The organism is Eggerthella sp., assembly GCF_048329335.1.
Lineage (GTDB): Bacteria > Actinomycetota > Coriobacteriia > Coriobacteriales > Eggerthellaceae > Eggerthella > Eggerthella lenta.
On record NZ_DBFEGU010000082.1, the window covers coordinates 1 to 4,995 of the forward strand.

Below are 4,995 nucleotides of genomic sequence, written 5' to 3' on the forward strand. Positions count from 1 at the left end.
GGGGAAGGCCGGGTCCTCCGGCTTGGAGAACCGGTAGAACTGCGGCTTTCCGCTGCTCTTCTGCCTGTTCTCGTACCCGCCCTCCTTGACGAAATCCCAGAAGACCTGGCCGAACTCGGGCGTCAGCGCCTCCACCAAAAGGACCAGGTCGAGGTCCTTGGTGGCCCTGAAGTCCTGCCCGGCCTCGCCGAACAGCAGGTCGCAGGCGCCGCCGCCGATCAGGACGTACTCGCCGTCATGGCCCGCGAAGCGCTCCTTGAACTTATCGATTCCCCTCATGATCGCCTCCAAGCACTCGGGTCAAAACGTTCTCGATTTCGCCCGCGATGCGCGGGTCGTCCCTCTCGTCGGCGGGAAGGGACAGGATGGCCGAAAGCGGGTCGACCGCGCATCCCAGCGCCGGCACGGGCTCGTAGCGCAGCACCTGCACCACGCACGCGGGATCCTCTGGCTCGTCGAGACCAGTGTCGCGCGCGGCGGCCGCCAGCCCCAGAGCGCGCTCCTGCGCCTTGGTCGCGGCGAAAGTCGGCCAGGGGTCGTCCTGCAGCATCGAGAGTCCGCACAGCGCCGAGATCCCTCCCAGCGGGAGATCCATGTCGGGCACGCGGCCCAGGCGGTGCTCCCTCGCGACCGGACTAGACATGCGCGGCTCCAAGCGATGCCACATCGCCATCTTGTCCCTGCCGGGGCGCAGCACCCGCCGGCGTCCCTCGGTGCCGACGATGGAGGGGTCGGCGGCCGCGAGCTCGTCGAATGCGCGCGAGGCGGTCATCTTCGCCGCGCCGAGGAGGCCTGCCGCCTGGGTGACGCTGGCGCCGTCGAGGTCGCCGTAGAGCGCCATGAGCGCGAGGCGCTGCGTCTGGGGCGAGAACGCGCCAACGTCTGTCTGCCGCCTGTCGCGCGCGTGGCTCCGCCCGCTGCTCAGCGCGATTCCCAGGAACGGCAGGTACACCTGCTTGTCCGGGGCGATGAAGGGCAGGCCCGCCTCGAGCATCCGCCCGACCCTGTAGCCCGTGGCGCCCTCGAGGGCGAAGGACACAGGGGTCCCCAGGGCCGCCTCCAGGGCGTCGCGGTGCTTCGCCATGGTCTTCACCGTCGGGCTTTCGACGGGGGAGGCCACGGCGAACGGCACGCCGAAGGCGGTCCAGCGCTCCAGGGAGTACAGCCCCCTCAGGTAGAGGGGGAGCCCCGAGGCGTCGACGGGCTCGCAATCGACTCTCGTGTGCAGCGCCTTCTCGACGTACTCCCTCATGCTCTGCCTCCTCATGTAACTAAACAATTATCAATGTACCATTATGAATGGTACATAGCAAATCAATTAGTTACATTTAATGACGCCTTGCGAGTCCTCGTGGGCTTTCGGAATCGCGATGCGTCTAGCAGGGCGTACCGCTCGTTTTTCCCTGCGTTTTCGTCTTGACAGAAGGGATATCTCACCAGGGGCCGAGATGATCGCGAGGTTTCTGGACGACCTGGAGGATACCGCGAAGAACCCGACATGGCGCCCGGCGGAGCTCCAGGCGATCGACGCGCCGCCGGCACTGGACTACCGGACGCCAGACCATACGGCAAATGCAGCGAAGTACATGGATCTGTACGGCGCCAAGCGCCGCGCGGAGGCCAAGTATGCGGAGGCCGGACCTGGAGAGAGCCGAGCAGGCCCGCAGGAATGTCGCCGTCGTCCTCGAGAAGGCATCTCCCGCCACCCTCGCGGCCGCGGCAAAGAAATCGGCGGCCGCCGGCATAGCCGACAGCCGCCGAGACGATCCCGCAAAGACGATCCGTTAGCCGGTAGGCATCGACGCCCTAGTGCTTGATGCCGCCGGCCTCGTCCGCATGCGAACCGGCAGTTCGGTTCGCCGCCGCGCTCGCGGCCTTGGCGAGATCTGCGGGACGCCTATCACCGCCATGCGCTTGCGCGGCGTTATGCACCGGCACGCCCTTCACGGGGTCGAGCGTCATGGCTTCCCCGTCGAGATGGACATCGGTCCGGTGCACCGGTTCCGAGTCGCGCCCGTCATAGGTGAAGACATGCACCGGCGTCGGGTAGTCATCCTGAAGCTCAACCGGCGCCGCCTCGATGAAGGCGAGCTGCCCGCTGCTTTTGCCGTCGGGCAGGTTGATATCCACGCTGATACCGCCTGCGAACGGCGTGGCGATCAGCTCGCCGAAATCGGTCATTACGGAAATGCGCTCGTTCATTACATACGATCCTTGATACCCAAATAGCCATCAGATTCGTTTACGCTCCGCGCCGCCGCCCAGGCGGCCACGGTGGCGTCGGGGAAGTGCCCCCTGGCGCGGCTGAAATCGGGGGCGACGGTCTCGCCCCAGCAGAAGTCGTAGCCGCAGGTCCATACCCGCTCGCCATCCACCTCGACGGGCGCCGACATATGCACCGGCGAGCCGTCGAAGGCCTCGATGACGTTCTCCCCGTCGAACAGAATGGGGAAGTCGTCCCCGTCCTCGCACAGCTGCCCGACGATCTGCTCGACGGACTCATGCGGGAAGTAATAGATCGGGCCGTAGTTCCAGCCGACCCCAATGGGGTCGCAGTAGGCGCGAAGCCCGTCCGGGTCCCCGGTGCGCTGCGCATAGACGCCGTCTATATCGACATGGCATGCGAAAAGGCAATCGCTCCCGCACGTCTCGCCGACGGGTGCGCGCCCCGCAACCTCGGTGAAGTACGAGTCCAGGCATCCGGCCGCGGCAGCTCGGACCCCCGGGTCCTCCTTCAGCGCCCCGGCGATGCCGTCGCAGACGGCACGCCCCCGAACGCCATCATCCTGGGACGCGACCTGGGGGAGCATGATGGCGGGACCGTCCTGGCCGAAGCGGCAGGCAAGCCCGTCCTCGCGACGCTCCAACCCGATGGCGCCCTGCGCGCAGGCGATATAGATATCCTCGAAAGTCGGGAAATCGGGTTTACGGGAGAAGTAGTCCATTCAGATCGTCCTCCTAGATATGGGGCCCAGTGCCGATATCGGCACCGCCGGCGGTCTTTGACGCCGCGGCCCTCGCGCCCTCGAACAGGCACTCTGGGATACGCCCGGGGATTGACTCCCTGAATGCCCTTTTGGCGTTTGCCCGATATGTCTTTACTGCCTGGACCACATCATCGACACCCTTGGCCGCCTTTGCGCTGTAAGAGGGAAGGCACTCGATCCAGGCGGGACAGCGCGCGACGAGCGATTTGATGGAATCCAGGTCATCGGTGACGAGGCCGGCGGTGAGGCCGTTGCCATCCATGCCGATGGCGTCCTCGAACCAGTCGAGGCGGTTGAGGCACGACCCGTCCCAGCCGTCGTCGAACCCGAAGGAGGGCACGTCGTTCAGCGTGACTCCGCCGAAGAGCTCGAAGGACTTGGCCGGGAACCCGTGGCCGTCAAAACCGGCGAACACGTTCAGAAGGTAGCCGTTATAGGACGGATCGGGGTCGACGGCGTCGGGGGACCAGTAGTACCCGACCGGTAGGCTCTCGATATTCTCGATGGGACCGCGCACGAGATACGAAGGGCTCTCGAAGCGTTTTAGCGTATCGATGATTTCAGAGGTGTTCAACGTCTTCTCGTCGGGACCGCAATAGGGGTTGAAGCATCGCGCCCACGCAGCGCCGGTGGCGGTCGTCTCGCTCGCGATCCAGTCGTTGAGCGCCATGTCGTCCGGGAAGGTGAGCTCAACGGTCTCATCCATCACCATGTCCATCCAGGACCACTCGAGGTCCCTGATCGCGAATCGCACAGGGCTGTCGAGCCCGATCCCGAGTCTCACGTCGTAGCTGCCGTCATCGAGACGGCTGACAAGGATGCCCGGCTCGTTCAGGCGCTCGGAGTACCCGAGCGGGCACCAGAGGAAGCCGTTCTCCGCGTCCAGGTCGTGCAGCGTCGGTGAACCCTCGATGAGCTGATAGGTCTCTTCCATGGCTATGCCTCCCGCCTAGTGCTTGATGTCGTGAGTGCCGTCGGCATCGCGCTCCGCGCTCTTCGCGGCTGCCTCCCTGGCCGCCGCGGCCACATCGCCGGGGACGTGCGCCGGCGTCTCGGCGCACGTCTGCCCCTCGAGGACCATGGCGCCGTCGAGATGCACGTCGGCGCGGTGATCCGGCTCCTCGTCGCGTCCGTTGTAGGTGAAGGCGCGCACTGGCGTCGGGTAGAGGTCGCCGGCCGCCGGGTCCGCATCAACGAAGGCGATATCGACGCACTTGCCGCCGGGCAGGTTCATGCCGACGCTGATGCCGTCCTTTTTGGCGTTGGCGACGAGCTCGCCGACCTCGGTCTGCACGGAGAGCATCCCGGCGCCGAATCCCATGCGCTCCTCGAGGGCGGTGATGACGTTGTCGTATCGCTCGATATGCTTATCGTCGACAAGGCCGCATGACAGGTCGTAGCTCGCCATCGCGGCGGCCATGAGCGCGCCGGTCATGCTGACGCTGCCCTCGACGGCGCGGATGTCCTCAGGGTCTGTATGCTCGCCGATTTGGCGCATCTCGTCATAGATGCTCGCCTTCACTGTCAAATCGTCGACCTGGCTTTCGATCTGTTCCAGCTGTTTGCGGAGCGGTTCGTTGTGGATGCGCTTGAGTTTCTTGTTGAAAAGGGCGATTCGCTCACCCGTCTCCGCGCTCGGCCCGTCGATCTTCTCGGCGAGCTTGGCGGCGGCGATTCCATTTGCGAGCGCCACGGGGTCGTCCCAGCGCACCTTGTCCAAGGGGATCTCGTTGACCACCATGATCGAATCGAAGAATTCGGCTTTTCTATGCTCCTCCTCGGCGAACAGTTCGTCATAGCGTGCCTGCTCGGCGGGGCCGAGGACGTCATCGAACCCATCGCGCCAGTCTGGGTCGACGGCGCAATCCGGGTGGTCGCCCAGGAATACCAGGCGGCTGCATTCGCTCGCGTCATGGTGGAGCCAGAGGTCGTACACGTCCTCATATTCGACGCCCGTGATGGCCGCGATCTTGGAGAAGACGTTCTCGCGCACCAGGGAGTCCACGAC

5 protein-coding genes and 1 pseudogene are annotated in these 4,995 nt (G+C 65.3%); all 6 read right to left on the reverse strand.

The window, feature by feature from the left end:
• A pseudogene (locus ACMO6A_RS02565) lies at window positions 1-279 on the reverse strand (hypothetical protein); the annotation flags it as partial.
• Window positions 263-1,252, reverse strand: coding sequence for a hypothetical protein (locus tag ACMO6A_RS02570; RefSeq protein ID WP_418470735.1), 990 nt, complete (start codon window positions 1,250-1,252; stop codon window positions 263-265). The pseudogene ACMO6A_RS02565 and the gene ACMO6A_RS02570, both read right to left, overlap by 17 nt.
• Before the next feature lie 554 nt (window positions 1,253-1,806).
• Window positions 1,807-2,202, reverse strand: a complete 396-nt coding sequence (locus ACMO6A_RS02575) for a hypothetical protein (RefSeq protein ID WP_227791137.1) — start codon at window positions 2,200-2,202, stop codon at window positions 1,807-1,809.
• Window positions 2,202-2,945 carry a hypothetical protein gene (locus ACMO6A_RS02580; RefSeq protein ID WP_418470736.1) on the reverse strand — a complete coding sequence of 248 codons (744 nt, stop codon included), beginning with the start codon at window positions 2,943-2,945 and terminating at the stop codon, window positions 2,202-2,204. The genes ACMO6A_RS02575 and ACMO6A_RS02580 overlap by 1 nt, the downstream gene beginning before the upstream one ends.
• A gap of 13 nt (window positions 2,946-2,958) precedes the next feature.
• The gene (locus ACMO6A_RS02585; protein ID WP_418470737.1) at window positions 2,959-3,921 is read right to left on the reverse strand and encodes a hypothetical protein; all 963 of its coding nucleotides are present in this window, start codon (window positions 3,919-3,921) and stop codon (window positions 2,959-2,961) included.
• A gap of 15 nt (window positions 3,922-3,936) precedes the next feature.
• Window positions 3,937-4,995: hypothetical protein (locus ACMO6A_RS02590; protein ID WP_418470738.1), on the reverse strand; the 1,059-nt coding region annotated here is incomplete at its 5' end.

Coding starts and splice junctions, on each gene's coding strand:
- ACMO6A_RS02570 (WP_418470735.1), bottom strand. CDS start 1,252: ATGAGGGAGTACGTCGAGAAGGCGCTGCACACGAGAGTCGATTGCGAG.
- ACMO6A_RS02575 (WP_227791137.1), bottom strand. CDS start 2,202: ATGAACGAGCGCATTTCCGTAATGACCGATTTCGGCGAGCTGATCGCC.
- ACMO6A_RS02580 (WP_418470736.1), bottom strand. CDS start 2,945: ATGGACTACTTCTCCCGTAAACCCGATTTCCCGACTTTCGAGGATATC.
- ACMO6A_RS02585 (WP_418470737.1), bottom strand. CDS start 3,921: ATGGAAGAGACCTATCAGCTCATCGAGGGTTCACCGACGCTGCACGAC.